28 protein-coding genes are annotated in these 26230 nt (G+C 38.7%); 7 read left to right on the top strand and 21 right to left on the bottom strand.

Annotation, left to right across the window (positions count from 1 at the left end; genetic code table 11):
* Nucleotides 1-224 precede the first annotated feature (224 nt).
* From JZO85_RS21970 to JZO85_RS21960, 3 genes are all read right to left on the bottom strand, one after another.
* A complete protein-coding gene (locus JZO85_RS21970; RefSeq protein WP_207110665.1) occupies nucleotides 225-824 on the bottom strand; it encodes a PepSY domain-containing protein in 600 nt (199 codons plus the stop codon).
* Between the two features lie 157 nt (nucleotides 825-981).
* The gene (locus JZO85_RS21965; RefSeq protein WP_207110664.1) at nucleotides 982-1458 is read right to left on the bottom strand and encodes a GNAT family N-acetyltransferase; all 477 of its coding nucleotides are present in this window, start codon (nucleotides 1456-1458) and stop codon (nucleotides 982-984) included.
* A 15-nt stretch (nucleotides 1459-1473) separates the two neighbouring features.
* The gene (locus tag JZO85_RS21960; RefSeq protein WP_207110663.1) at nucleotides 1474-2202 is read right to left on the bottom strand and encodes a TraX family protein; all 729 of its coding nucleotides are present in this window, start codon (nucleotides 2200-2202) and stop codon (nucleotides 1474-1476) included.
* A gap of 181 nt (nucleotides 2203-2383) precedes the next feature.
* Between JZO85_RS21960 and JZO85_RS21955 the strand changes: the two genes are divergently transcribed.
* Both JZO85_RS21955 and tnpA read left to right on the top strand, forming a co-directional pair.
* Nucleotides 2384-3859, top strand: coding sequence for an AcpB/EbpR/MafR family transcriptional regulator (locus JZO85_RS21955; protein ID WP_207110662.1), 1476 nt, complete (start codon nucleotides 2384-2386; stop codon nucleotides 3857-3859).
* Nucleotides 3860-4059: 200 nt separating this feature from the next.
* The gene (gene tnpA, locus JZO85_RS21950; protein ID WP_207110661.1) at nucleotides 4060-4530 is read left to right on the top strand and encodes an IS200/IS605 family transposase; all 471 of its coding nucleotides are present in this window, start codon (nucleotides 4060-4062) and stop codon (nucleotides 4528-4530) included.
* 124 nt (nucleotides 4531-4654) lie between these two features.
* Here the strand turns inward: tnpA and JZO85_RS21945 are convergent, their stop codons facing one another.
* From JZO85_RS21945 to JZO85_RS21935, 3 genes are all read right to left on the bottom strand, one after another.
* Nucleotides 4655-5701 carry a BtrH N-terminal domain-containing protein gene (locus JZO85_RS21945; protein ID WP_207110660.1) on the bottom strand — a complete coding sequence of 349 codons (1047 nt, stop codon included), beginning with the start codon at nucleotides 5699-5701 and terminating at the stop codon, nucleotides 4655-4657.
* 74 nt (nucleotides 5702-5775) lie between these two features.
* Nucleotides 5776-6588: a MerR family transcriptional regulator gene (locus JZO85_RS21940; RefSeq protein WP_207110659.1), complete on the bottom strand. Its 813-nt coding sequence runs from the start codon at nucleotides 6586-6588 to the stop codon at nucleotides 5776-5778.
* A gap of 229 nt (nucleotides 6589-6817) precedes the next feature.
* Entirely contained in the window at nucleotides 6818-7507 is a 690-nt protein-coding gene (locus JZO85_RS21935; RefSeq protein WP_207110658.1) for a GntR family transcriptional regulator, read from the bottom strand.
* A gap of 222 nt (nucleotides 7508-7729) precedes the next feature.
* On the opposite strand from JZO85_RS21935, the gene JZO85_RS21930 reads away from it, so the two are divergent.
* Both JZO85_RS21930 and JZO85_RS21925 read left to right on the top strand, forming a co-directional pair.
* Nucleotides 7730-8953, top strand: coding sequence for a cysteine desulfurase-like protein (locus tag JZO85_RS21930; protein WP_207110657.1), 1224 nt, complete (start codon nucleotides 7730-7732; stop codon nucleotides 8951-8953).
* Between the two features lie 16 nt (nucleotides 8954-8969).
* On the top strand, nucleotides 8970-9710 hold the full coding sequence (locus tag JZO85_RS21925; RefSeq protein ID WP_207110656.1) for a cyclase family protein: 741 nt from the start codon (nucleotides 8970-8972) through the stop codon (nucleotides 9708-9710).
* A gap of 38 nt (nucleotides 9711-9748) precedes the next feature.
* Here the strand turns inward: JZO85_RS21925 and JZO85_RS21920 are convergent, their stop codons facing one another.
* From JZO85_RS21920 to JZO85_RS21910, 3 genes are all read right to left on the bottom strand, one after another.
* Entirely contained in the window at nucleotides 9749-10213 is a 465-nt protein-coding gene (locus tag JZO85_RS21920) for a VOC family protein (protein ID WP_207110655.1), read from the bottom strand.
* 96 nt (nucleotides 10214-10309) lie between these two features.
* Nucleotides 10310-10900: a DJ-1/PfpI family protein gene (locus JZO85_RS21915; RefSeq protein ID WP_207110654.1), complete on the bottom strand. Its 591-nt coding sequence runs from the start codon at nucleotides 10898-10900 to the stop codon at nucleotides 10310-10312.
* Between the two features lie 239 nt (nucleotides 10901-11139).
* A complete protein-coding gene (locus JZO85_RS21910; protein ID WP_207110653.1) occupies nucleotides 11140-12336 on the bottom strand; it encodes an IS110 family RNA-guided transposase in 1197 nt (398 codons plus the stop codon).
* A 286-nt stretch (nucleotides 12337-12622) separates the two neighbouring features.
* Here JZO85_RS21910 and JZO85_RS21905 point away from each other — a divergent pair, with 286 nt between their 5' ends.
* The gene (locus JZO85_RS21905; protein WP_207110652.1) at nucleotides 12623-13039 is read left to right on the top strand and encodes an Lrp/AsnC family transcriptional regulator; all 417 of its coding nucleotides are present in this window, start codon (nucleotides 12623-12625) and stop codon (nucleotides 13037-13039) included.
* Between the two features lie 183 nt (nucleotides 13040-13222).
* On the opposite strand, the gene rsgA is transcribed toward JZO85_RS21905, so the two are convergent.
* The 12 genes from rsgA to JZO85_RS21845 all read right to left on the bottom strand — a co-directional run bounded on the left by rsgA (nucleotide 13223) and on the right by JZO85_RS21845 (nucleotide 23586).
* Nucleotides 13223-14563, bottom strand: coding sequence for a ribosome small subunit-dependent GTPase A (gene rsgA, locus JZO85_RS21900; RefSeq protein WP_207110651.1), 1341 nt, complete (start codon nucleotides 14561-14563; stop codon nucleotides 13223-13225).
* A gap of 460 nt (nucleotides 14564-15023) precedes the next feature.
* A complete protein-coding gene (locus tag JZO85_RS21895) occupies nucleotides 15024-15350 on the bottom strand; it encodes a carboxymuconolactone decarboxylase family protein (RefSeq protein ID WP_207110650.1) in 327 nt (108 codons plus the stop codon).
* Between the two features lie 108 nt (nucleotides 15351-15458).
* The gene (locus JZO85_RS21890) at nucleotides 15459-15839 is read right to left on the bottom strand and encodes a VOC family protein (RefSeq protein ID WP_207110649.1); all 381 of its coding nucleotides are present in this window, start codon (nucleotides 15837-15839) and stop codon (nucleotides 15459-15461) included.
* 23 nt (nucleotides 15840-15862) lie between these two features.
* Nucleotides 15863-16810: a LacI family DNA-binding transcriptional regulator gene (locus tag JZO85_RS21885; RefSeq protein WP_207110648.1), complete on the bottom strand. Its 948-nt coding sequence runs from the start codon at nucleotides 16808-16810 to the stop codon at nucleotides 15863-15865.
* A 167-nt stretch (nucleotides 16811-16977) separates the two neighbouring features.
* Nucleotides 16978-17589: an AAA family ATPase gene (locus tag JZO85_RS21880; RefSeq protein ID WP_207110647.1), complete on the bottom strand. Its 612-nt coding sequence runs from the start codon at nucleotides 17587-17589 to the stop codon at nucleotides 16978-16980.
* Nucleotides 17590-17603: 14 nt separating this feature from the next.
* A complete protein-coding gene (locus JZO85_RS21875; RefSeq protein ID WP_207110646.1) occupies nucleotides 17604-18335 on the bottom strand; it encodes a GntR family transcriptional regulator in 732 nt (243 codons plus the stop codon).
* A gap of 22 nt (nucleotides 18336-18357) precedes the next feature.
* Complete coding sequence (locus tag JZO85_RS21870) at nucleotides 18358-19128, bottom strand: SDR family NAD(P)-dependent oxidoreductase (RefSeq protein ID WP_242550495.1); 771 nt, start codon at nucleotides 19126-19128, stop codon at nucleotides 18358-18360.
* Between the two features lie 14 nt (nucleotides 19129-19142).
* Nucleotides 19143-19616 (bottom strand): PTS sugar transporter subunit IIB, encoded by a 474-nt coding sequence (locus JZO85_RS21865; protein ID WP_207110645.1) that lies wholly within the window; start codon nucleotides 19614-19616, stop codon nucleotides 19143-19145.
* On the bottom strand, nucleotides 19588-20028 hold the full coding sequence (locus JZO85_RS21860; protein ID WP_207110644.1) for a PTS sugar transporter subunit IIA: 441 nt from the start codon (nucleotides 20026-20028) through the stop codon (nucleotides 19588-19590). Before JZO85_RS21860 ends, JZO85_RS21865 begins: the two co-directional genes overlap by 29 nt.
* Nucleotides 20029-20044: 16 nt before the next feature.
* Entirely contained in the window at nucleotides 20045-21709 is a 1665-nt protein-coding gene (locus JZO85_RS21855; protein ID WP_207110643.1) for a PTS system mannose/fructose/sorbose family transporter subunit IID, read from the bottom strand.
* Nucleotides 21710-21721: 12 nt separating this feature from the next.
* A complete protein-coding gene (locus tag JZO85_RS21850) occupies nucleotides 21722-22726 on the bottom strand; it encodes a zinc-dependent alcohol dehydrogenase family protein (protein WP_207110642.1) in 1005 nt (334 codons plus the stop codon).
* Between the two features lie 11 nt (nucleotides 22727-22737).
* A complete protein-coding gene (locus JZO85_RS21845) occupies nucleotides 22738-23586 on the bottom strand; it encodes a class II fructose-bisphosphate aldolase (RefSeq protein ID WP_207110641.1) in 849 nt (282 codons plus the stop codon).
* Between the two features lie 238 nt (nucleotides 23587-23824).
* On the opposite strand from JZO85_RS21845, the gene JZO85_RS21840 reads away from it, so the two are divergent.
* Both JZO85_RS21840 and JZO85_RS21835 read left to right on the top strand, forming a co-directional pair.
* On the top strand, nucleotides 23825-24571 hold the full coding sequence (locus JZO85_RS21840) for a MurR/RpiR family transcriptional regulator (RefSeq protein WP_207110640.1): 747 nt from the start codon (nucleotides 23825-23827) through the stop codon (nucleotides 24569-24571).
* 24 nt (nucleotides 24572-24595) lie between these two features.
* A complete protein-coding gene (locus JZO85_RS21835; RefSeq protein ID WP_207110639.1) occupies nucleotides 24596-25525 on the top strand; it encodes a carbohydrate kinase family protein in 930 nt (309 codons plus the stop codon).
* The last annotated feature ends 705 nt before the right edge of the window (nucleotides 25526-26230 follow it).

The raw sequence follows: 26230 nt of genomic DNA, 5'->3' as shown, positions 1-26230 counted from the left end.
AGTTTAGTTGACAAACCCGAACCGTCAAAAGGGCTAGTTGCCTCTTTGGCGGTTCTTTATTGATTCAATCCTGTGACATTACTCAGAGAGAAAAGGATCTTTTCCATCCTACTTTTAATGCTAAGCTGAATGGGTTCTTTTTTAATGGAGAACTAACATTGCAGAATCTATCGATAGATCTCCTCAAAAAAACCTGCGGAGTCAACCGCAGGTTTGCTTAAGCATTAATCATCCGTTTCACTTTCTAATACCTCTCCAGATTGGGCATTGATTTTAACTTCGGTTTCTTTATGACCATCCAAAACTTTAACTTCCCAATAAGTGGTACCCATTTCTTTGTCTAAGCTCCAGTCCGTCGCTTTCCCGCTGCCAACTTGTTTTGTGGCAATATCGGAAACTTCTTCAATACTTAACAGATTTTCTAAATCCAGCTTGTCTTCTTTTCTTTTCACGCCATCTTTGTCTTCCATGTCCAGATTTTCTTCACGCTCTTTAGAAACATCCTTCGTATCGGCATCTACTCGTACTTCATATTCCTTATTATCATCGACACCTTCAATTTTGTATAAATACTTGCCGAAAGAAGTTTCTAAATCAATAGAAGTGATATCGCTATCAGGATACGCTTCTTGATAAGACTTGATTGCATCGTCTACACTCACTTTGAAATTAGTGCTTGTCTCGCTGCTCGATTGGCTTTGGCTCGTTTGACTGCTCTTTTGTGAACTGGCGCTTGAGCTATTTGAATCAGCTGGTTTTTCGCTGCAGCCTGCCAGCCCTGCTAGTAATGCAACAGATAAACCTAAAACAACTATTTTCTTCATAATGTTTTCCCCTTTTAACTTTATTTATACCATTTTATAACTTTGGATACAACTTTCCATCCGACTTTAGCCCTAAAACTTAACTAAAGTATCTCATTCCCCCTGTAATTTGTAAAACTTATAAGTTATTTCTCTGGAAACTATCAGCTTTTTTGGTCTAGTTGAGTCTACAAACCATGATATATTCTTCAGCCGTCTCAGTAATAATCTCAAAACCTACTTTTGTATACATTCTGAATACATAATTCTCTTTTTGGACAGCTAAAGAGACCTGAGCGTACCTTTTCTCTTTTAATCGTTTCAACATCTCTCTCATCAAGGCAGTCCCAATACCATACCCTCGATACTGAGGAAGAAGGGAAATGGCAAACTCAGGGGTCTGATCATCAATTGAACCAAATCCATCGATATTTCTGACCCACACCGCACCAACAACTTTCCTGTCAAATTCAGCGCAGAGGCAAAAATCCTCTTGATAACTGCCAAAGTTTTTAATATAAATGTTGAGAGCCGGCTCCTCGATTACACGACGCGAGATAGGATGCTCCTCGTCCTTTTGGAAAATGGCTTGATATAGAAACTCGGCCAGCAGCGGATATTCTGATGCCTCTAACTCTCGAATAAAATACTCCATCTTTTCCTCCATATCCTAAATCAAGAAACGAATCAACGCTAATACAGCTAAATGCAATGGATAAAAACCATAAAACCCCCATTTTACCCATTTTGGCGAGTATCCTCTTTCTCCGTTATAGGCAAATAGTAAAGGAATCACCAGCAACATACCTAGACCGGTAAACACTTGATAAAGCGGGATTGCTTGAGGAGCCGCCGAATGCATCATTAACAACATCACCGTTAAAAAAAATGTGGTATAAAGAATCGGCCACCAAACACCAATTTTACTGTTTTTCCATTTATAAAAGCCATAAATTAAAAACACACCGATCAACGACCAATCAGAAGTTATCGTCAGCACTGCAAAGAAAAAGGCAAGTACTTTTCTCAACAACGGTGATTTTACTCTCTCACAGCATACCATCAACAATAAACCCATCAAGAGTGTAAAAAAGATATTATTTACCAGTTCAAAAAGTCTAAAAGGATGATTACCTCCAAATAATAGATGGAAGGGATAGATAGAGAGCAGCCAGAAAAATGCCATCCTCCCTGCATATTTCTTTCTGTCATGTGTGTAATAGAAGCCTTCCACTAACAGATAAGCCATGATTGGAAAAGTCAATTTGCCAATGAATTCTGTAAAGAAAAAAACAGCAGCAGACTGTTCATTAAGGCTAAATCCGCTGCCGATATGATTTAGCAGCATCGCAATAATTGCAATCATTTTTAATTTGAATCCGTCAATTGATCGATTCATTTCACTCTTTCACTCCTTTATCATTCCTACTATGTTAAGTATGCCACAATCTCTGATTCGATTCCTGCTATGTCTGTAAAATTTATTATAAAATACTTTGCATATTAACTATCTTTATTATTTTCACTTAAGATTTTTTCCTATATACTAGAAGTATCAATCGATTGAAAGAAGGTCTACCATGAGACATGCCTTATCTTCTACCCAAAATCGTCAAATCGAATTAATCGAACTTCTCCGAACAGCCAATAACTATGTTTCTGTAAAGCATCTGGCTGAAAAGGTCGATGCAGTACCCAAAACTATTATGAATGATTGTTTAGAAATTGAGGATCAATGGGGCGACATCGTTCAAATTGAAAAAAACACTTCGGGAGACCTGCACCTGACTGAAAAAGATAATCATACGGTACGTGAGATTTTTTCGGATATCCTTAAAGAATCACCGACCTTCCAACTATTGGAAATTCTTTTTTTTCAACCAGGAAAATTACGGACGGACTTAGAAAAAGAATTATTTCTCAGCTCTTCAAGCTTATATCGGCGGATCGTCAAGCTCAATGAAGGCTTAGAGATGCGCGGTTTACAGGTTGATCGAAATAATTTGACCCTTGTCGGCAAAGACGAACTTCAAGTGCGATTATTTATGGCGGGATATTTTTTGGAAGTCTACGATGTTTATGGCTGGCCATTTCAACTCGATCAAAAGAAGATTCTTGGAGCAATCAATCACTTAAATGATCAATTTAACCTGAAGCTTAATTTTCTCCAGAAAACGGAATACTCCTTCTTGATAGCTGTCAGTCTTCTACGACAAGAACAGGGCTTCCTTAACTCTAACAAACAAAATGTCCAATCGGTAGAAAAATTGAAGCACTTTGCAGAGCCTATCAATAGGATTATGGCTCATTTTTCATTACTGCTTACGAAACAGCACCAAAATGATCTGATCCAGACAATCTTTTGGTATGATCACGCTTGGGACAATGTCGAAGAAGAAATGAGAATTGAGCGTCTTTGTCATACAACCCTTTCTTTGGTCACTCAAGCATTGGGAATTACCTTTTCTGAAGATAGTCGTGAACATTGCATCGCCTTATTGAAATCCGTTTATTGTTCCTATAAAGTGTACCCTTACGAAACATATATCGCCTACAACCGTGAGCTCTATAATAGTTTGACGGTTCAAAGGGACTTCGCTGTTTTTAGTAAGGTTTTAGAGAAAACTTTGAAAGATCAAGAAGCGAGAACCCGCTTCCCCTGGTATTCGATGTATTATCATTTGATTTTGTTCAAGCTGTTTATTTACTGGGACGATCTGCCAGAGCAATTGGATGCTCTGCGGAAGCCTGTTTCAACAGAAGTGTGCAGCGATTTAGGAGCAAAGCATGCCATGCTTTTAGCTTATTACTTAGACAAAAATTATCATGGAAAGCTTTTATTGAATATCCAATCAGATAAAATCTATTCTGAATCGGCTCCAAAATCCTTGATCTCCGATCTTTATGTAACCAATTTTTCGACTCCTGCGATTCCTGAAGAGCGACTATTTGTTTTAGAGGATGTTCCTTCAGCGAAAAGCTTAGCTGCTTTAGGCCGGAAAATTGAGGACTATCGGATGACTACTCTAATCAACCAGTTGACCTATTTGAACTAATAAAAGAAAAGAATTGAACGGCATTCCGTTCAATCCTTTTCTTTCATTAATGACTTCAGTCAGTTTCGCTCGTGTTAGCGAGTGAAACAAAAAAACCGCGCGTTTCTACGCGTGGACGAAAGAGCTTTAGCGTTAAAAACTCCTTTCGATAGACTACTAAGTGGCTACCAACCGCTCATTTTATCGAAAGGAGTTTTTCTATGCCATCAAATGACGACAAAAGTTTATCACATACACGCTGGAATTGTAAGTACCACATCGTGTTCACACCAAAATACAGAAGGAAAGTAATTTATGGTGAGTTAAGAAAAGATATCGGAAGAATTTTGCGTAAACTTTGTGAGATGAAAGAAGTAGAAATCATCGAAGCTCATGCACTGCCAGATCATATCCACATGTTAGTAAGAGTTCCACCGAAAATAAGCATTTCTCAGTTCATGGGATTTTTAAAAGGCAGAAGTGCGACTCTGATCCATGAGCAGCATGGAAACTTAGTCTATAAATATGGGAATAAAAGTTTCTGGTCTAGAGGATATTACGTAAGTACAGTGGGGTTGAATCAAAAGACAATCGCAAAATATATAAGAGAGCAGGAATCAGATGATCGTATTCGAGATAGTATAAGTAAACGAGAATACGTTGATCCATTCAAAAGTAAGAAAAAGAAATAAAGTAGCGAGCGCCGAGCGGTTGGCGGTCTTTTAGGAAGCTCCATTTATGGAGTACGTGAGTGGGGACCTCTTCTAGAGGTGTTAAAAAGCCACCCGTTTTCACGGGTGGATGGGTTACTTTGTCTTAACTATCGATCATTAGTTTTAGCTGTTGCAGCAGTGTTCTCTCAGTTGTTGCCATTTCTGAAATTTGTTTACTTAACGGTTGCAGCATTTTTGAATCTCCTGTTTCCCCCAAGTACCATAAATCAGCAGCAAGAATATCCCATTGGTCTCCTAAATGTATGAACCCTGCTGCAAGCTCAGCGATTCCTTTATTAGGCAGAATAGCATCCACCTCTAGTAAAAATTCGCCATACATTTTACGAAAGATCCCGCCTCCAGTTCCCCCATCCTGACTGATTTGGAAATAATTCGTTATTCCGGCTATTTTCAACTTGTCCTGAGAAAAATGCTGCCATTTTAGAATTTCCTGCGAAAATTTTACTATTCCATTAATTCCAAGCAGTTTTGCGGGAGGATTCAACATACTTTCACAAGTATCCTTTATGGCAGCGATGATACTTGTCGTCAGACGTTCTGTATAAGTCGAAAAATCAAATTCAAAGTATTTGTTTTTTGCAGGAAATGGTCTGAAACTGCTGCTTCGCGCCTGTTCAATTTCTTGATAGCTTACCAGATGATAATCACTGGCAATTTCCCCTCTAGGTGTATGAATCGGATAGTCAGAATTATCCCGATCACTCACATAAAACAAACGTTTCTCCTCATCAAATCCAAACAAGACTACAGCATGTCCGCCAAAGTGGCTGGACGGAGCCATTTCTAAATACTTCATGAACGGCATATCAACATAAATGAGAACTGGATGATTTTGCTGAATCAGCTTTATCGTCTTTACGAGACAATTCTCATAGTTTTTAGGCTTACGACATTTGGCTTTAATAGTTAGACGTTCTGCAAGCTTCTCTTCAAATTCGATAGGTTTCGTTCTGCCGGATATCATCGGTGAATTGGCTAAGTTTATATACGTAAAAGCCAACCCAGAACCAAGTCCAAACAGCATCGCCTCAGACAGTGGATGGTCATAGTAATCAAACACTTGCTTCAAAGCGTTCGTGATGCAATGTTTTCCACCTGACGGGGTGAAGTCTTCAATTATATATTCCATAAAATGACTCCTTTCAATCAAAAAGCAGTCACTTATTCGTACCACATAAATGACTGCTAGTTGAACTTGTAAAATTATTTTGAAACGACAAAACCCGATTCAGTCACCCAATTTTCAGGATTTGGATCTTCACCAGGTGAGACATGACCAATGTTGATCATTGGACCGACGATTTTATACTCATTTGCCTCTAACCATTCAGCAATTGTTTGAGTGACTTGCGGCATTTGTTCAAAGCTCCCGCTGAAAGTTACTGAGGCCATGATAAAGCCTGGTGCCTTCTTAAATGTGCTCGCAGCTGCTTCTGGGTACTCACCCACGACGCTTGTCTGGACTTCCACGTCTGCATTTTTTTCTACATATTCTACATCGTGGAAAAGAGTCATATTTAACGGCGGTTGCTTCAGCTTCGCATTCGTCTCACTTACGCCCTGCTGCAGTTTTTGCCACAGCTCCCCTTCCAAGGTGTAATCTGCGATAACACCACGTACACTAAGAACATTTCTTTCTGGAATCTCTTTTACTACTACATTGTATTGAGTCATATTTTTTCCCTCTTTCATGTTTTGCTTAAGGAGCGAGACCATGCGCTGCTTTGTCAGCAGCTCCTCCAAATCCTCTTGCAATTTCTCCTCCTGAAGATTGTAATGCTGCTCTAAAAAGTCTAAATCATTGGTATCAATAATCTCTTTGATTGTTTTCAACGGTAATCCTGTTTGCTGCAGCAATTTGATCTGGTTCAACTGGGACAGCTGATCAGCTGAGTAATAACGATAATTTGTTTGATCATCTATTTCCTTTGGTTTTAACAGCCCTAATGCGGCATAATGATCCAGTGTTCGAACAGTTGTATTTGATATTTTTGAGAATTCTCCAATTTTAAACATTTTTTAATCTCCTTTTTTTCCATCTCGCTAGCTTACTTATAGTATAGAATCACACGTAACGTGGGAGTCAATCATAAATCAAAATTTTTTAAAAAAAGAGTAATCTTTGTCTTTAAAGTTTATACGCGGCATTGTCAGCGCAACAAAAAAGGAGCAGATCGCTCCTATCTAACATGTAGTAAAACAGACTGTCCTCCAACTATGCCGCTGATTTACTTTATTTTCTACTTTAACGCCATTCAAAAAATACTTCGTACATGCCTCTAATGTCCTTCTCAATCAAGGCCTTGGCCTGATCGGCAAAACCTAATTTTATCGCATTTAGTATCGCTCGATGATTTCTAGCTGATTTATCAAGGATCGGCCGCAACTGTTTTCTCCCAATTTCCCCGATCAGGCAATGGCGATAGTGACGTAAACGCAGCTCCATGGTTTCGTACATGCGGGAAATATGCGGATTTTCCGCTGCCTCAATCACTATATTATGAAAAGCGTGATCACATTCCGCGTACTGCCAGCTGCCGTCTTCTAGATCAACTTGTTCGTATTCTACCGTTAATTCCTCTAAGCGCTTTATTTGCTCTGGAGTGATTTTGCTCGTTGCTAAGAATACAGCATAGCCCTCGATCGCGATCCGCGCTTCACATAATAATAGGCTTTCTGATTTACTCATACTGGCAACAGTGTAAAGCTTGCCTTTTTTTTCTACTAAAAATTCTTCCAATAATTTATCCAGTGCTTTACGAACAGGTGTCCGGCTGATTTTAAGTTCATTGGCGATTCGACTTTCATTGAGTTTTTCATTTGGTCGCAGATGCAGATGAATGATTTCTTCTTGGAGAAATAGATAGACTAAATCAGTAATTGAAAAAAATGGATGCTCTCTTTTTGACACCTCAAACTTTTCTACATTGATCAAATACCTCGCCCCATTCCTTAACATGATACACCAGTATAATTCACTGTCTTTATTTTTGCAACCGTTTTCACAATAGGTAGTTTTTTACGTTTTATAGCCATTATTGTTTCATTTAAAAACCTAAAGTTCTCCCAAAATCGGTCATCGTACTTATTTAGACACCCTTCCCACCTATTTATTAAACTAAAGGTATCAAATAAACGTTTCAGGAAGGTGATATTGATGGAAAAAGCATTTCCGATCGAAGAAGTCAGAGAATTATTTCCCGCTTTAAAACGAACTCACAATGGACAAACAGTAGCCTATTTCGATGGTCCTGGCGGATCACAATTTTTAGACAGCGCAATCACAGCGATCAGTGATTATATGCGCAATGGCGCAGCCAACCTGCATGGTAATTTTCCTACTAGTCACGAAACTGAAGCCTTGATTCAAAAAGCCAAAGAAGATATTGCTGTCTTATTCAATGCTCATTCTTCAGAGATTGCTTTTGGACCGAACGCTACTACGATGATGTTCCATACTAGTCGAGCCTTGGCAAACCAGTGGGAAGCAGGTGATGAAATTATTTTAACTGAGCTTGAGCATCATTCTAATATTGATTCCTGGCGCAGAGCTGCAGAAGATCGCGGCGTTATTGTAAAGTATATCCCATTAAATACAACTACTTTAGAACTGGAGTTGAATAAATTAGATGAATTGATTAGTCCAAAAACGAAGCTGATCGCCGTAGGGCATGCCTCAAACTGCGTCGGAACAATCACGGACATCAAGGCTGTCTCAGCAAAAGCCAGAGAAGTAGGGGCCTTAGTCGCGGTGGATTCTGTACACAGCATCCCTCACATCTATGTTGATATGCAGGAGCTGGGAATCGATATGCTGTTCTCTTCTGCTTACAAATTTTTCGCGTCTCACGTCGGTATGGCGGTCATCCGTAAAGAACTGTTTGATAGTCTTGAAATTTATAAAGTCGTTCCTGCTCCCAATAATGTTCCTGACCGATTAGAAATTGGAACCCAAAATCACGAAGGTATTCCAGCAGTTTCGGAAGCAATCCACTTTATCGCTAGTTTAGGTGAAGGCGAATCCTTGAAAGAGCAATTGGTCAGTGGCTATCATGCGATTGAGCATTATGAAAACATGCTTGCTGAACAAATTCGCCAAGGCTTAGCAGAAATTCCAGGCATTAAGCTTTATCAAAGCAAACAAGCAAAAACACCGACGATCGCGTTTCGCGCTGAAGGTATTTCTCCTATTGAATTTTGTACACGAATGTGCGAAGACTATGGTATTTTTATCGCAGAAGGACATTTTTACGCACTTACTCTTGTAGAGCGCTTGGGAATCGATCAAACTGGCGGCTTTATTCGAGCGGGTATTGCTCCATATAATACAATTGAAGAAGTCGAGCGATTTTTAAATGGCGTTAAGCAAATCATGGCTTAGAAAGGCGGAATAAATAATGAGTAACAATCTGTGGAAGCTGCTGGATACTATAAAATCACCTACCTATCAATGGGTTGATTTGAGTCATCCGGTCAATGAAAAAACACCGCATTATGCTGGATATAATACACTTGAAATGTCAGAAGTATTTACCTACGATGAGCATACTGTTTGCGCCAGTGAGTATAAGCTGGTCAGTCAATATGGGACCCACATTGATCCCCCATCTCATTTTGTTGAAGGTGGACGAACACTTGATCAAATCACACTGAAGGAAACCGTGCTGCCGCTTTGTGTTGTAGACCTGACAGCAAAAGTTACAAACGATATCGATTATGCGATAACTGTTGATGATCTAACCGCTTGGGAGGAAAAATATGGACAATTCCCTGACGATTGCTTCGTTGCGGTTCGAACAGACTGGTCAAAGCGTCAAGGGGAAGATTTCTTTGCACCTGATGAGACTGGCCAGCCTCACTATCCTGGATGGTCATTGGAAGCACTAAAATTTTTGAGTGAAGAACGAACGATCACCGCAATTGGCCATGAAACACCCGATACAGATCCCGCTGTTGCTAATTTAGTTGTTCCTTGGCAAGGAGAGCGTTATCTGCTCGAGCAAGATAAATATCAAATTGAGATGCTTTGCAACCTTGATCAGCTGCCAGCTACTGGTGCAATCATCGCTTGCAGTTTTCCAAATGTTTCAAATGCTCCGGGCTATACCGCGCGGTGTATCGCTATATACCAAAAATAAATGAACAGCGGCCGAGTAATCGGTCGCTGCTCTGCTTTCTACCTCAACATTTTTGCCACAATTTTCGGCGACATGAACGTTTTTTCGGCAAGTTGTTCAATGGATAAGCCCGTTTCATACAGCCGCTTCATCATAACCTTCATATCCTCACCAATCTCAATAATGTGCTTATCTGGATCATAAAGACGAAGAACTCTCTGACCCCAAGGCATTTCCATTTCCTCGCCTACGCGCTCGACCTCTAACGTTGAAATTTTCTTGAGAAACCCGTCAAAGTCTTCTTCTTCAAAATACATTTCTGCGACATTGCCCTGATAAGTAAAAAAATCACTAGTACACTTTGTGAACGTTGCCCAGGAGCTTTCGGTCTGCAAAGCCAGCCCTCCTGTCAAAGTGGCATTTTCTCCAAAATCAGCAATCACCCGTACACCGATTACTTCGGTATAAAATCTCTTTGCAATTTCAATATCCTTCACGACTAGCATTGGTCCTTTGAATTTCATTCTTTTGCCTCTCTTCAACTTTTCTGGCTTTCAGTTTAGCACGAGAGGACTTGAAAATACTCGCAAAAATTGCCGTAATATGCGAGTATTCGCCCATTACTTTGTAAACCCCATTCTTTGTTTTACTTCAAATGTGTTCTCTTTACTTGTCAATTTTTCTAATAAGCGAAAGGCTACATCCAATGCTGTTTCTGGTGAAGAGGAAGTAATGATGTTTTGATCCTCCACGATCCGTTCAGTCGATAGTACTTGAACACCCAGTTGTCTCATTTGCATTTGCCGTGGATTGTTTTTGAAACGATAGGTCGTTCCAGTGCGGCCACTTAACACACCACTCTTGGCAACTGCCAGTCCAGCAACGCAAATGGCCGCAATCGGTTTGTTCTGCTGATCAAATTCTCGAATGACCTCCAAAAATTCCTCACTAAATGCATCTTCATAGAAGTTTGCTTCCTCAAAACCCCCAGGAATCGCCAGCGCATCGAAATCTCCCAGCTCAATTTCCTGCAATTGATGCATAGGAATACACGAATAGCCCCAGGTGCATTCCAAAACAGAGTGCAATCCAACAGAAACCAGTTCTGTTGTTCGATCGCCTTCATAAAGATTCCAGCCAAACACGTCAGTAAACACACTCGCTTCATAGGATTCAAAACCATTAGCCAATAGCAATAAAATTCTTTTCATCTAAATTCCTCCTTCTTATTTTATTTATGATAAGGTATAGCTATTACGACCTACAGTACGGTTTTAAAGTCTTTAGAGCTATTTGCTTTAATAAATAAAGAATTTAGCCCACTTCACTTAACAAAAGAAAGACAAACTATATTGAGTCAAGTACAAAATGAAAATGATTGAATAACACTGTGTATTTGAAATTTTAAACAACACAAATAAGCCTCAAAAATTGAATATTTTTGAGGCAGTCAATTAACAACCATTTTTACCTCATCATAAGATTCGTTATACATTAGGACACGAAAAATAATTCGAACGAGTTTTCTGACAACATGACTAATTACGACATTATAATGTTTCCCTTCAGAGCGCTTTTTCTGGTAATACTCGCGCATGGATGGCGACCAAATAGACATGAGTCTAGCTGCTTCGTGTAAGGCCCATCTGAGTTGAGAAGATCCCCGCTTAACCATGTACCCAGATTCTGTTTGATTCATTCCAGAGGTCGAGACAGAGGGTTCTGCACCAGCATATGCAAGTAGTTGATTAGGTGAACGGAAGTTTTTAATGGTGCGAATCTCCGCCAAAATAACGCTTCCTAAAGCTGGCCCAATTCCAGGGATAGTCAAAATAGGCGAATCAATTTCGACCATCAAACGATTCACTTCCTTTTCAGCAGCTATCCGCATAGAGGCAAAATAGCGAATGATATCTATGGTTTGAAGCAATTCAAATTCTAAAGCAGAAGACTCTTGACCAATTGATGACTGAGCTAATTCTTTTAGCTGAATAGCTTGTTCTTTCCCAAGACGTCCTTTTGAGTGTTGTGAAACAAGGTTTGTCAACTTGGTCAAATGTGCATTTCCTAGTTTGTTGGCAGATGGATATTCTTTTAAAACTGCGTAGACATAGGATTGATGTTTCGCAGAAGGAGCTCCTAGGAAGGAAGCTAACTCGGGAAATATAATATCTAAAATACGGGTATAGTTTACTTTTTTACGTGTACAGTCTTCTTTGATTCTTGAAACATGTCTCGTCGCATACTTTAACTCAATCATGATTGTCTCTGTATCAAAAAGCTGTTTATCAATATCTTCTCGTAATTTACGAGCAATTGTCATAGCATCTTTTTTATCCGTTTTGGTTTTTCGTAAACTTTGATTTTTAGCAAACTCTTTGATTAAAAAGGGATTATAGCTAAATGTCGGATAGCCCTGAGTCCGAAGGAATCGCAGAATGTTAAAACAATAGTGACCAGTATCTTCTAAGGCAATTTGAATCTCTTCACCCGTCGTTTTTTGGAGGTTGGATAAAGTCATTTGAAGTTTTAAGAACCCTTCGCGATTATTTCTAATTTGAAGATGGCGAATGAAAATGGTCCCATCACTATCAAGTACTGCAAGATCATGTTTGTGTTTAGCAACATCAATTCCGACGTATAGCATGAGGTAGCACTCCTAACATTCATATAGTTACGCTGTGTTCCACGTACTCTTTGCCTATGTAACCTTGCGATCAATCAAGCGTCATAATCAGATGTCATGCGCTAACAAACTTATTAACAATGTGACAAAGAGCTGTGGCTAGAGCCTTTCTGAAACAGTATTCCAAAGGAATCTGGTGATTGATTTACTAGTCCACAGCGTCTAACTCAATTATATAAAAAAACGACTGAATAAAACGGAACTGTCGAAATAATTGAGTAATCTAAATATACAAGGTTGATTCATAATGGACGAAACAGATAGAAAAATATTGAATCTTTTAAAGAAAAATGCGCGTGCCTCCTATAGTGAAATTGCTCAGCAAGTCTCCCTTACTTCCCCAGCTGTGAAGGAGCGGATTATTAAGATGGAAGATACAGGGATTATCGAAAAATACACCATAAATATCGATTACCAAAAAATGGGGAAAAGTATCACAGCCTTTATCATGTTTGAAACGGTCAATTGTAAAGCGTTCCGCGAATTTTGTTCGAAGCAGCCAATGGTATTAAAGTATTATCGTATTGCCGGATACTATAGCTATCTGGTCAAAGTCGTTGCTGAAGATATGGAGCTTTTAGAAGCATTCATTGATGAAACGATGCGCTTTGGCACACCGTCCACGCATATCGTTTTCTCCTCAGCTGTAAATGATTCAATCTAAAAGAAGAAGCTGATCTCCAAAAAATAGAGAAGCAAGGATAACCTTTTGACAAAGGGAAGAATCCGGCCTCCTTTCGTAAAACAAAAAACCGAACGACCTTGTACTATCAGTCAGGATAGCGGTAAAGTCGTTCGGCTTTTATATTCTGATTCATTGCTCAAGGGGCCTTTGAGTCAGCCTCTATTAACCAATTTTAAACGGTGGATGCTTCAATGCTTTTTCTGCTAAACTCATCAATAGCTTCTGATTATCATCAGCAGCAACACGATTAGTTTTTAATGTGCCACAATCGCGACAACGATGAATGATTGCCCATTCGCCATCTGTCTTTGACCAAATACTGATGGGCTCCATTCGCCCTTTACACATCGAAGCACGATCTCCCGGTCGATTGTCTACATGGATACTGACTAAACAATGTGGACAGTGGTTGCGATGCTGGCTTCCAGCACTTTCTGGATTCGTCGGCATTCCACATTCTTGGCAAATAAAGCTTTCTATACACGCCGTATGTTGATACTTATTTTTTATTTGTCTAGCAAACTTGCTGATGTCTTTTAACCAAATTTCTTTTTCCTTTAAATATGCCGTTTTATCGTTGGTATATTTAGCTTCAGCATGAAGCTTCAGATAGCTTTCCCATCGTTCTGTCGATAATTCTCCATTGCGCAGCGCTTCCTTGACTGCACAATTCGGCTCGCTTTGATGACGACAATCCTTAAATCTGCATCTGCCAAAATATGCTTCTACATCTGCAAAGCTTTCCTCTAGACCTTCGCTGACATCCCACATTCCAACTTCGCGCATTCCCGGTGTGTCGATCAGCTTCCCGCCATTTTTCAATCTGAATAATTGACGGTGACTGGTTGTGTGACGGCCGCGACCATCTTTTTCACGAATCTCACGTGTTTCCATGACCTCTGTTCCTAATAATCGATTGATCAAAGTAGATTTTCCAACACCCGAGGAACCAACTAAAACAACGGTCTTATCTGGCTGCAGGTATTGCGACAGCCCTTCCATACCTTCGCCTGTTTGTGCGCTTATCGCATGGACTTCTGCTCCCAATGCGATAGCTTGAGCTGCTACAAATTGATCAGAATAGTTTCCTGCCTGATCTGTTTTTGTTAATAGAACAATCGGTATCGCTCCCGATTGCCAAGCCATCGTCAAATATCGTTCTAAACGGCGCAGGTTAAAGTCATGATTTAGTGACTGTAAGATCATGACATAATCAAAATTAGCGGCAATCAGCTGCTCTTTGCCGTTAAAGGAATCCATTCGTGATAAACGTGACGTTCGCGGCAGTGTACGATAAATGATACTTTGATCTGTCCCTTGCCAATCAACAGCGACATAATCGCCAGTGGCAGGATAAACGCCTTGTTTATCATCATAATGACCGCGTTTTACTCTAGCCAATCCGACTCCTTTATCAGTCATAATCTCAAATAAATCTTTATAGACAGCAGTAACTTGTGCGATTGTTTCAGTTTGGTGGTTTCCGGTATTTATTGTATTCATAAGTTTGTTTTTCTCCTGTTATCATATTCTTTCTCCTTCCTAGTGAAACCTCTATTTCCGATAGCATACATCATTCTCCTTTTTCATTTTTCTATTCAGTGATATCTGCCTCGAAAATAAATTCTCACCTAAAATTATGAAAGAATACAGTCAACGAAGCAGCAAAGATTTTGCTGAATATCATCTGACTCATTGATAATTAAGCAAACTGTATAAAGCTGGGAGGACAAAAAAAGACGATAGTCATACTATCGCCTTGAGAATACAATACTCCCATTCATTCGACAGATACCACTTCTACAAGCACACCAAATAAACCTAGGCTTATTCGGCTATTCAGCTTATTGATTAGATATCTGTGACACTCACAAAACATACTCCATTCGTTAATAGGTGGTTGATTTATTTTCAAAGACAGTATAGCAAATCAGCAGAAGATAAATCAACTTAAACTTATTTTTTATTTATACGCTAGTTCTTCCAACAGCTTCAAAATTTTTCGAGCAAGAGGATAGAGAACTGATCCGCCGCCAATTACCGTCATCTTCACTACTTCCATTACTTCTTCTCGTGTGACACCGTTTTTTTGACATTCTTCCAAATGATAAAGAATACACTCTTCGCATTTTGACATAATTGAAATGGTTAGTCCAATCAATTCCTTTTGCCGCTTATCAAGAACACTGGCTTGATATGTTTCAGTATCCAGTGCACTAAACTTCTTAAAAAAATCATCCGCTTGCGCCAGTCGCTCATTGTATTGTCTTCTTTCGCTGCTCTTTTCCATAGTTACTCCCCACCTTTCACCATCTGCTTCTTAAGCATAAAGAGATTTGCTTGCTTTTTCAAACAAAAAAATGGCAGCAGTCGCTTCTTCAACTGCTGCTTAGATATTCTAGTCGGTTGTAAGCTCAATCAAGTTCCCCTCTGGATCTTGAATGACTGCTTCATAATAACCGTCGCCTGTCGTTCTTGGCCCATTCAATAGCGGGAATCCATCAGTTAAAAATTTTTCGACATACGCATCTACATCTGCTTTAGTACCAACTGAAATCGCCAGATGAGTATAACCCAAACTATCAGCCACTCGATTAGAAAGATGCTGCTTTGAGGTCAGCTCCAAGCGGCTGCCTGAATCAAAGCTGACAAAATAAGACTTAAAACCTGTTTTTTTATTATGATAAAGTTCCGTGCTGCTGACGTTAAAGTACTTTTCATAAAACGCCTTCATCTTCTCTAAATCCTTTGTCCAAATCGCTACGTGTTCAATATGCATGTTTTTTCTTTCCTTTCCCCTGTCTATCTCTTAATAAACTTCGGTTCCATAGCAATATTCACTGTTGCTTGATCCGATAAAATATAATCAATCACCTTTGAACCAATTTCGTCCGGTAGAAAATCAATCGTAGAAAAGTTCAAAAGCTTGCTATAAGGTAAATTTCCTTCACCGATGATTTGATAATCCTTCCCATGACTAAACCCTAGTTCCTGCAACCCGCTAATAATACCAGCCGCCGTGTCATCGGCATTGGCGTAAATCACTTCAGGAATCGGCTGTTCTTCATAAGTTTTCTTCGCCCAAAAATACCCTCTGTCATAGCCTTCAATTCCTGTGAAGAAGTTTTCTCCTTCTATTACTTCCCCCAAAAATTTCTGATAACATTCTACCTTATCTCTGGCACTAGTACTTTGAGAAAGTGAACGCTTGTTGGTAAAAACAACTTTAGAGACCCCTTGTTGAACAAGCTGTTTGAATAATTGCTCATAAGTTTTTTTTCGATCCGGATAGATCATCGGAATTTTTGGATCAGCGACCTTTTCCGTAGAAACGATTCGTCCTCTCGATTTGAGTTTCGTCCAATCATTCAAATTCCTTGCTCGGGAAACCAAGATCAAACCATCGATCATTCTTTTTTCAAGTAATGAATAGTACTCGCTTTCCGTTTCTTCATCATAATAAGTAGGTAAAAGCAATACTTGATACCCTTTTTCCTTGGCGTGAAACAATAAACTATTTACTAGTCGATCGTAACAGGAATTATTATAAGGCAAGGTCACACCTAACGTATAATTTTTTCCGTTACTCAGCTTCACCGCATTACCATTGACCACATATCCCGTCTTTTCGATGGCCGCTTGAACTTTTTCTCGAATCTCCTCTGAAACATACTGATGATTATTAATCACTCGCGAGACGGTAGTTTTAGAGACTCCTGCTATTTTAGCGATATCGCGAATATTGGCCAATTGACTCACCTCCAATTTATAGCCTATATTAACTCTCTACTATGAATATAAACTATGGGACGCGTCCCATGTCAACACTTAATTTTATCTACAAAAAAGTCCAATTGTTTTTTGGTTTTCCCATTAATGAAAAAAAGAGTGGATTTCTCCACTCAAAGGAACCTATGTTATTCAGTATTGAGAAATTTATTGACTTTTTCAAGGAGTTCCTCGTAATGAACACTAGAAAAATCAGTCACATCTAATTCAATCAACCTTCCAAGTGAAAACTCACCATACCCTCTGGTTTTGCAGCGCTTCATAAATTCATCATACTCCAACAAATTATCTGCCTTTTCATGGTTTACCATTCTATCCTCTTTTTGATAGCTCAATAATAGATGCCCCAAATGTCTTGAATGATCTAAATCTCGAACTTTTTGTCGTTCATAAAGAACTGATAGTTCTGCTACCAGGCGAATAGTCAATACTTGATAAGCATATTTCTTAGTTAACTGCTGTAAGCATTCCTTTTGCTTTTCACTGAAGGGATAATCAGAAATCATGCTAACACCTTGTTTAAATTGCATTTCCAGTTCATGATAGTAGTCTTTCCAGCTTCTTTGAATCAATAGTTCCTTTTCACTCAAATTCTTAAATCCATATTGATCCCAATTTTTTTCTTTTATTTCATCTGGCGAAAGAAAACCAATATTGGGAAATTTTACTAAAATCAAATTAGCTAAATAGGTTTTGCCTGTTCCAGGATATCCTGCTAATAAAATCAAGGATTTCTTCAAATCTGTTCATTCCTTTATATCGTTAATTCTATTTCAAGATGATATTCATCAGCCAAATAGTAGCTGTCTACATATTCACGCGGATTATCCATTACATCATAAGAGATTCTTTTGATATGCAGCAATGGGGTTCCTTCTTCAACTTTCAAAAGATCAGCGATAGTACCTGCAGCGATAATCGAATAGATTTTCTGACTAGCATAAGACCATTGAATGTTGTAGGTTTTATCAAGAAAAACACGCAATGATTCCTCAGAAAAGTTTCGATTCAGCATTTCCGGAACATACGCTTTCTCAAAATAATTGATCTCCAAATAGTAAGGTTTTTTGTCCCCATAACGTACACGATTCAAACAAATTATCTCAGTATCTACTTTCAAATTCAACGCTTCATAAATCTCCTCAGAGGCTTTCATCACACTCAAGTTGTTAACTTTTTTATTTGTTATAACATCCTCAAACCGCTTTCTTCTTGAATATTTGGCTACTCGTTGAGGGGAATGTTTTGGATGTGTAGAAATAACGACTGTTCCAAGTCCTCGCTGCTTCTTTACAAAGCCGTCGTTGGCAAGCATTTCCATTGAACGTCTGGCAGTTGCGCGGCTCACTTGGTATGTCTTCATTAGTTCACTTTCAGAGGGAATACACTCTCCGATAGTATAGGTACCATTGATAATTTTCTGGAACAAGCGGTCGTACAGCTGATAATACAGTTGTTCTCTGCCACTGAAATCCAACGAAGTCATTCTACAACATCCTCCCACTCTTTTAATCCATCCATTCTCCACCGGCAAGATTTATAGATTGTCCTGTCAGGTAGCTAGAACTTTCTGTCAATAAAAATACTGCGGCATTAATCACATCCTGCATATCTACTAAGCGATGCATCGGAATATTCCCTTTGAAATAATCCATCACTTCTTCAGGATCAATGTTTCGTTTTCTAGCGTATTCATATTTCAGTTTTTCCCACATTTCGGTATAAACGATACCGGGACAAATCGAATTAATTCGAATATTTTGATCCGCGAACTCCTTTGCAATTGATTGCGTCAATCCTTGTACCCCAAACTTGCTGGCACAATAAATCGTCTGCCATGAACTAGCCTTTTTACCAGATAGAGAAGACATATTCAGAATCTCGCCACCACCATGCTCTATCATTCGTCTAATAGCAACTTGACAACATAAAAAGGTCGCCTTCAAATTGACATTCATTGTTGTATCCCATAACTCTTCACTGCTTTCAAGAAATGGCACCATTTTAGAAATACCAGCTGAGTTGATTAATGTAGTCAATGGTCCATATTTTTCTTCAACAGCGGCTACTCCTTTTTCAATTTCTAATTTTGAGGTGACGTCGATTTTGTAATAAGTGGCCATTTCACCTATTTCAGCTGCCAATGTTTTCCCTTTTGCTTCATTCAGATCAAAAATCGCAACCTTTGCTCCTCGTGAAATAAAATCCCTCGCCATTGCCGCTCCCATTCCACTGCTTCCACCTGTGATGATTATGACTTTTCCATCCATTTTTTCCATTTACGTTCGTTCCCCTATTTCAGATATTTTTCCACACCGACAGGCTTGTCTTGCGGCATCACCTGAATGAATACGTTTACGTTTTTATCGAGCAAGGCTTTGAATTGCTGATTCTCATCCTGACTAGTTGAAATATTCTTGTATAAAACACTGCGATCCGATCTTGTTCCCATACCGCCTATATCCACTTCTTTAATATTAATTCCATTATCAACCAAATAGTTGATAGCTTCTGGTCCCTTTACTAAAAGAATCGTTGGTTCAGCTAATCCCTGACTAAAAAATTGAACCCCCTCTTCTTTGGTGAAAATGCCGATCGCGATTTCCTCTGGAATTGCCATCTCCAGAACTTCGATCATGTATTCATCGTTAGCAGTCTCATCGTCGACAATCACTACCTGATTGGCTCCTTTGTTTTTGATCCAGGCAGTCATTACCTGTCCATGAATCAAACGGTCATCAACTCTTGTTAATACTAAGTTTTGCACGCTTTTTCCGCTCCTCTCTGCCAAATAACCTGCTTTGAATCCCAACGCAATCTCCTGTGGTTGCCTTTTCTATCAGAGTTTCTATCGTATCTTCATCTGTTCTCCCAAGTGCCAGCGATAATAGCATCGGCATATTCATACCAGATATAAGACCGATTTTAAAATCCTTTGACAAATAGGCGGCACTTTGGAAGGGAGTTCCTCCAGCGATATCCGAAAAAATAATAGAACCACTTTCCTTATCTTCAAACCCTGATAATACTGCTGCTAATTTTTTGCGATAACTCTCAGGTGATTCGCCAGGAATCAGAGGGACTGCTTTTACCCCAAAGGTGTCTCCAGCAATCATTTCTAAACTGTCTAATAGCCCCTCGCAAAACGCTCCATGACTTATTACAACCAAGTTAACCATTCGTTCACCTCATTTTTTATGCCGCATAACCTAGTATACCCAAGTAATATGCGAGAATTCCAACTACAAAAATCGCAATGATGATGTACAGCGTATTAATCTTTTTCTTCAGCATCCACCAAACCAATAATGTCAGTCCTAATGGAATTAACCCTGGAGCAAGAGAATCCAAAACTTCTTGAAGCTTTGTCGACCCTTGTCCGATTTTAAATGCTAACGGGGTATTTACTGTTACACGACTTGCCGCCATTGAACCTACTACCATAAGACCAACAATACTAAATGAATGAATAATTTTATCGATCGTTCCATTTTTTAAGATTTTCAATAATGAGCTCTTGCCTTGATTGTATCCTGTCATAAACATGAAATAGCCACACCCAAAAATTAAGGCTTCAAAAACTACAAATGACAATATTGGGCCTAAATAACTTCCTTCCAAAGCAAGCGAACAACCAATCCCAAAAAGAATTGGGAACAAGATTCCTTGCATAACTGTATCACCAATTCCGGCAACTGGCCCCATTAATCCAGTACGCACTGCGTTAATATCTTTTGCTTCAATATCCTCTCCATTTGCACGCGCTTCCTCCATTGAACAAGCAATCCCATTAATAATCGGGCCTATCGTAAATACTTCTGAATTATAAAAGACCATGTACTTCTTTAATTCTTCTACACGTTTTTCATTAGTATCGTACAATTCACGAATCGGTGTAATCATCAGGTTAGCCGCTCCAAGGGCCTGCAAACGCTCATAGTTATAACAAGCTTCCGTACTCGTCGTCCACAGCCATGTTTTGATAAGAGTCTTTTTAGTCAGTTTTTTATTATATTCAACGATTGGTGCATCTGTACTAAGCCGATTATTATCGTTTGCTACTTCTACAGAATTTACCTTTTGGTTGACGGATAAACGTTTGATTTTTTTCTTTTCTACTTTTTCTTCTGATTTATTATTCCCATTTAAATACATTACCAATGCGATAATTGCCGAAAAAATCGAGATTGCTGTCATTCCAAGTCCTGAATAAACGGTTAGGAAGAATCCGGCAAAAAACCACGGAATCAATTTTCTCTTCCCTAAATAATTTAGCAGCATTGCTATTCCTAATGCTGGCATAATTCCGCCAACCACTTCTAAAGCACTAATCACGTGCTTTGGAACCATATCAATTAATTGTTGTGCCCATCCACTTCCTGAGTAAACCAATAAAAATGCAGGAATACCATACAAAACAAATGCCATACATGCCGAAGGTACAAAATTCATTAAGCGGACTCCTCTTAGATTGCCTTTTTCAAGCAGTTTGTCAGCCTGATGGATCCAAGCAGCATTCACTGTCATATATACTTGATTTAAAAGCAACCCTAACATACTGAATGGAATAGCAAAGGTAACTGCCATTTTTGCATCAGCACCAGATAAAATCGTCATTGCTGTACCAAATACACCAGCTACAATCGTATTACTTGGCATTGTTCCTCCTGCAGAGATCCACCCCAAATAAATCAACTGAATGTTTGCACCAGCCATCATACCTAGCATCGGGTCACCCATGAACACTCCTACCAATGTACCCGTAGTCAATGGATAAACTAAACATTTTGTCACAGGACCAAAGAACCACCACTGCCCCATTGTTGCTAATATTGCAACTAAAATTGCTGATAATACCATTTTCTTTCCTCCCTAATGTTCTTTACTTAAATAAACCATCACTTTCCCTTTTCGTGAATAAACTAACTCACTTAATTCGTCACCGACTTCTTCTATACTCAATTCAGCGCTTATAATACTTTTCGTATCAAGCAACCCGCTTTCCAAAAGTTTGACGGCCCTTTCAGATGTATACGGATTTAAATATGAGGTATAGATACTTAGTTCCTTGGTGTAGGCCTCAAACTGGTTGAAAGAAACAGGCTGATCAGGTTCCCCTAATCCAAAAAGCAAAACTTTGCTGTTCTTTCCTGCAATCTTGATTGCTTGTTCCATCGTTTGTGTTAATCCGATGCATTCGACAACATAATCAATATTTCTTTCTTTTGAAATAGCTTCGACTTCTTGATCCGTCACTGCTATCGTTGCTCCAAGCATCAAAGCAAGCTCTCTTTTTTCTTTTTCTCGTTCAATAACAATAATCTCAGCAGCACCGCTGTATTTGATCAGTTGCAACATCAAGGAACCGATTGCCCCCATTCCGTACATAGCAACCGTCCTTCCACTTTCTATTTGGATCAAATCTAATCCGTGAATCACGCACGACAAAGGCTCTGTGAACGCTGCTGTTTCCAGATCTAAAGAATCAGAAATCGGATAGACATTTTGTTCGGGTGGATAAACATATTCTGAAAAACCTTTTGCCACACCATGACGTTCTAGGCAAAAATTGGGAAAACCTTGTTGACACCAACTACATTTCCCGCAGCCATAACTGGGATCGCAGGCTACTCGATCTCCTGTTTTGAAATATTTGCACTCAGGTCCAACTGCTGTTACTACTCCTGAGCACTCATGTCCTAAAATAATTGGTGGTACGACCACACTTGCTCCATTTTTTCCTTGGAATTTGTGAACATCCGTCCCGCATAATCCGCACCAAGCGACTCGAATCTTCACCTCGTCATTTATTGGTTCCTTTTCAGGAATATCTCGAACTTCATACCTATAATCGCCCACATAATATCCAGCTTTCATTTTAACTCCTCTCATTCACTAATATTTTTGAATAAGTTGATTTTTTGTGTCACAATCATTTCAATTGTCTCTAAACAAGGAACAACATTCTCTCGGTTTGAAACATTTTCTTTCTGCTGATCGTAGCATTCTTTTGATTTTCGATTCCATCCAACCAATAACTCTGTGCCTACATTAAACTTGCGGATTCCAAGATCGATGACTTTTTTTACATCAGCATCTTTTACACCAGTACCACCGTGAATCACTAAGGGGATAGTTACCGCTTCTTTGATTTTCTTCAGCCGTTCAAAACTAATATCTGTTTTCGACATGTATTGCCCATGATTGGTGCCAATCGCAACAGCTAAAGCGTCAATTCCTGTTTCAGCGATGAATTCAACCGCGTCTCTTGGCTCTGTATAAAAAACTTTTTCTTGGCTGACAACCACGCCGTCTTCGGTTCCTCCAACAATTCCCAACTCTGCTTCAACGCTTACTCCATATTCTTTCGCGAATTTGACCACTTGCTTAGTTCCCAGAATGTTTTCTTTAAATGGTAAGGACGAACCATCAAACATGACAGAGCTGTATCCTGCTCGAATCGCTTTGCGAATTTCATCAAAATCCTTGGCGTGATCTAGATGTAGCACAACATCCACTCCATACTCTTCAGCCATTGATTTACATATCGCAACTAAATTTCGATGACCAACATAATTTGCTGTCCCACAGCTTGTTTGAATGATAACGGGCATTTTCTGCTTTACTGCGGCCCTGATAATTGCCGGCAACATTTCTAAGTTATGTGTGTTGAACGCTCCAATCGCGATATTCAATCGATCTGCATCTTTCAATACTTCTTTTAAAGTAACGTACATCAAAACTCCTCCTAAGCATTATCTGAATCTCTAACAAAAAGATGGCCATCCTTTTATATTTTCTACAAATATAAAAATGTTAGAATATACGTACGTTTGATTCACCCTAATCATATAATGTCCAATTTACAAAAGCCATGCACCAACAAAGAAAACCCTTACAGGTTTTTGATGATTTTCGGGAATCTTGAAAATCCATTCATGATAAACTATGAGAAAATGAGTTGGGAGGAAGATTATGATTATTGATATAAAGAAAGATGTTTATCAACAGTTGTCAGAGTCAGAAAAGAAAGTGATTGATTTCTTGAACCGCAATGAGCAGCTCATTCCTGAATTATCGATCACTAAGATCGCAGAAAAAACCTTTACCTCTTCTGCAACGATCTCAAGAACCATTCAAAAATGTGGCTTTTCCGGAATCAATGAACTGCGTTATAAGATTTCTCAACAAAAGGAAGCCGCAGAATCAGTCAATGCCCCCTATGTAGTTAATAATATTTTGGCAAAGTCTTATCGCGAATGCACAGAGACAATCAATTCAATCAGTTCTACAGACATTTATCAAAGCATTGAATTTCTAAAAAATGCAGATCGTATTTTTATTTGTGCTCGCGGATTCACTGCGTTGATTGCTGATGAATTGCAGATGTATTTGCAGCTTTTAGGGTATAACGCAATCATTGTTAAAGATGTTATGTGGATGAAGAAATTTCATCGTATTATCACATCGAAAGATGCATTAATCATCCTCTCTCTAAAAAACAGCACACCTGAGTTGGCAATAACGGCTAAAGCTGCTCATAATTGCAACGCTAAAGTAATTACTATTTGTTGTAAAACGCCAACTGAACTTGAAAAATATTCAAATATTACATTAATCGGACATTCTGAAAAAATTATGGAAGCCAGTGAGCAAATCGTCTACTCACGAATCCCACTGTTAGTTATCACACGCACAATTATTGAATATATCGGATTATAATTTCATTTTGTGAAAGGAGAAAAAATGAGTATTTTATGCATTGGTCAGGCTGTTTATGATTTAACTTTCCCAGTGAATGAACCATTAATAGAAAACCAAAAATATCGAATTCCTGATCGCCATGAATGTATGGGAGCCCCAGCCGCAAATGCTGCCTATTTATGTGGTACTTGGGGAGCCGAGACCAGTTTAATCGCTCGGATCGGCAATGATCTATTTGGCCAGGAAATACTCCAAACATTAAAAACTGGAAAAGTCGACATCTCTTCACTGTACGTTGACCATAAACAGGCTACGAGTATTAGTTGTATTGTTGTCAACGAACAAAACGGACATCGAACGATCCTGAACTCACCAATGAAGGAACAGAAATTCCCGATTGTTTTGCCTCAAAGATCTCCTGATGTGTTACTTGTAGATGGTCATGAATTGAATGTTGGTCTAGAGGCAATTACAAAGTACCCTAATGCCGTGTCAATAATGGATGCTGGAACATATAAACCAGAATTGAAAGAGTTGATCCAAGCTGTTGATTACTTGGTTTGCTCTGAAGACTTTGCTTATCAAGCTACTGGAATCAGAATTAGACTGGAAGAAATAAAGCTGTTGAAGGAGGTTTTCAAACAATTACGTATACTTAACAAAAACCAAATAGTGATCACGATTGGCGATCAAGGATGTATTTGGCAAGACAAGAAATTAATTTACCACTTCCCAGCATTTAAGGTAACGCCGGTGGACACCACGGGTGCAGGTGATATTTTCCATGGAGCCTTCGCTTTTTGTACTGATCAAAGACGACCTCTCGAAGATTCGGTTGTTTTTTCCTCTGCTGCCTCAGCGTTATCTGTCAAAAAAATTGGTGGTCAAACTTCGATTACAACTTTGAAAGAAGTCAATTTCTTTATTGCACAAGAAAAACGCTTAAAAGCCAACTTATTGAACGAAGCATAAAAAGATAGAAGAATAAATAAAAGGCCAAACGATCATTCACTTTCATAATTGATGGAAAAATGATTGTTTACTTTAAATTTGTTAAGTATTTTAAAAAAATACTTTTGGTTCAGTCACATTTCAATAGCTATTTCTTACTAACTTTAGAACATTTTTTAGCTGCTACAAACAATCTCCTAGCCTTGCTTAGCCAATCTTTTTAAATACTAAAAAGGGCCTGTAATTTTAATCGATTATTTTCATAGTGGTTAATCTTGCTCAACAGTATTTTGAAATTTTTTAGTCTCTCATCAATAATAGGACCCTATCCCAAAATATTGGCACTGATTTTGTTTTAGCTTGTCATTTTATTTAGCTATCCGCTCTCCTTTTTTTGAAAATATAAACATACAACTAGAATGATTATTAATACAAACTAAAACGATTATCTTCTAAAAAAAAGACTCATCTTAAGTACAATAGAAGGCGCCTTTCAATGTGAATATTAAACAACACATACAAAATTTGAATGCTTTAAATATTCGCTATTTTATCTTCGCAATATAGATTTTAGAATAACAGATTAATGCTAACTAAAACCTTGCTCCTATTATTTCAACCCATTTCCTTTATCTATACTTTTATTCTTCAAATCCACGAGAACAGTTCTCATTCTCAGTTGAATAATTAATCACAAAGTTGTTTCTGTTTTTGATATACTTATTC

The organism is Candidatus Enterococcus murrayae (genome assembly GCF_017315985.1).
Taxonomy (GTDB): domain Bacteria; phylum Bacillota; class Bacilli; order Lactobacillales; family Enterococcaceae; genus Enterococcus_A; species Enterococcus_A murrayae.
This window is presented reverse-complemented; position numbering and strand designations above follow the sequence as displayed.